This window comes from Maribacter sp. (genome assembly GCF_049667165.1).
Classification (GTDB): Bacteria; Bacteroidota; Bacteroidia; order Flavobacteriales; family Flavobacteriaceae; genus Maribacter_A.
In genome coordinates, this window is the sequence record NZ_JBATHS010000240.1 from 1 (window position 1) to 1,744 (window position 1,744).

Annotated in this window: 2 protein-coding genes; both read left to right on the top strand. The window is 44.6% G+C overall.

Translation table 11 applies throughout. From position 1 onward, the window contains the following. The first annotated feature begins 527 nt into the window (after positions 1-527). Positions 528-890: an endonuclease domain-containing protein gene (locus tag WBM98_RS12215; protein ID WP_424366305.1), complete on the top strand. Its 363-nt coding sequence runs from the start codon at positions 528-530 to the stop codon at positions 888-890. A 343-nt stretch (positions 891-1,233) separates the two neighbouring features. Beyond that, on the top strand, positions 1,234-1,744 hold a 511-nt coding region (locus WBM98_RS12220; protein WP_424366306.1), incomplete at its 3' end, for an alpha/beta hydrolase family esterase.

The window sequence follows — 1,744 nt, forward strand, 5'->3', positions numbered from 1 at the left end:
AATGCCCCTGCCCCGAAATGCAATGCCTTATCGTCCGCTATCTGGGCATGGAGTTGTGTGAATGAAAAAAGCAAAATAAGCAGTGCAAGACTATTTTTCATGGTATCCATAAAGGTAAGTAGAACTGGGATATTAGCAAGAATTGACCACCCCGACCTTCGGCCACCCCTCCTTACAAAAAGGAGGGGACCAAAAAAGTATGAGTACAAAGCCCATGATTCTTCCCTGAATAGAGAGATACCGACAGTCATATAGGTCAACAAGGAAAACTATAACACTCTTTCTGGTCCTCCCCTTATCAAGGCAGAGCCTGGCTGCCTTTGGTAGGGTGCCAAGATCGAGGTGTAAAAAAGAAAACAAAAGCACCTTTCCTGGTCCTCCCGTTATCAATGCAGAGCCTGCCTTTGGTAGGGTGCCAAGAGCGAGGTGTAAAAAGAGAAAATAAAAACATCATTCCTGGTCCTCCCCTTGATAAGGGGAGGTGCCGATAGGCGGAGGGGTTCCCATCAAATTTTCTATATTTATCCATGGCCAAAAACCTAAACAACAAAAAATATCTTAAGGGATTCAGAAAAGAACTGAGAAACAATCCCACAAAGGCTGAATCCATGCTCTGGAAAGCCCTACAGAGAAAACAATTGGAAGGTAGAAAGTTTCGTAGACAGCATAGCTTGGCAAACTTTATCGTCGATTTCTATTGTCCTACGGAAAAATTAGTTGTTGAATTAGACGGACAGGAACATAATAATAGTATCAATCAAGAATACGACACCAAGCGCACCCAAAAACTCAATGCGTATGGTATTAAAGTAGTGCGCTTTGAAAATAAATTGGTCTTTGAACAAATGGACATGGTCTTGGATGCCATAAAACAGGAATTCAAGAAGTGACCACCCCGGCCTTCGGCCACCCCTCCTTACAAAAAGGAGGGGACCCTAAAAAGCTAGATCATTACACCCCTCTTCTCCCTGACTAGCAAGGAACCGATAGGCTGAAAGGTCACCAAGAAAAAAGCACTATTTCTGGTCCACCCTTAGCAAGGTAAAGCCTGCCTTTGGTAGGGTGCCGAAGAGCGAGGTGTAAAAAAGAAGCAAAAGGACCTTTCCTGGTCTTCCTCTTGACAAGGGGAGGTGCCGATAGGCGGAGGGGTTCCCATCAAATTTCTTATATTTATTTCTAGCCATAAATGCATTTCTGGTCCCAGATTTGATACCCTTTGCTTAAAACCATAGTATGAAGTCATTATTCGTTCTGCTTTTAGGGTCATTAACCCTATTCGGGCTACATTTCAATGCCTGCGCCCCTACGCGTTCGCCTAAATTCAATACCGACCAAAACCATACGATGCAATACAAGGGCTATGAACGTCATTATATCGTGCATGTACCCCCTACAGAAAAATTACAGAAACCCGTACCCTTGCTTTTTCATATCCATGGAGGGGGAGGAACGGCCAAAGGGACCGCCGGACTCACCTTTGGCCGCTTTAATGAATTGGCCGACCGCGACGGGTTTATCATCGTATACCCAGATGCCATAGATAAAAATTGGAACGATGGCCGAAAATTGGCAGGGGTCAAGGCGTCGGAAGAAAATATAGATGATGTGGGTTTTATCACCGCCATCGTGGATGAAATCAAACAAAAATATAAGATCGATGCGACACGTATATTCACCACGGGCATGTCTAACGGTGGATTTATGTCCGCCCGCTTGTTATGCGATGCTGCCGATATTTTTAGGG

What these genes read in the sequence shown, in the direction of transcription:
- WBM98_RS12215 (WP_424366305.1), top strand. Translation starts at nt 528, where the DNA reads ATGGCCAAAAACCTAAACAACAAAAAATATCTTAAGGGATTCAGAAAA.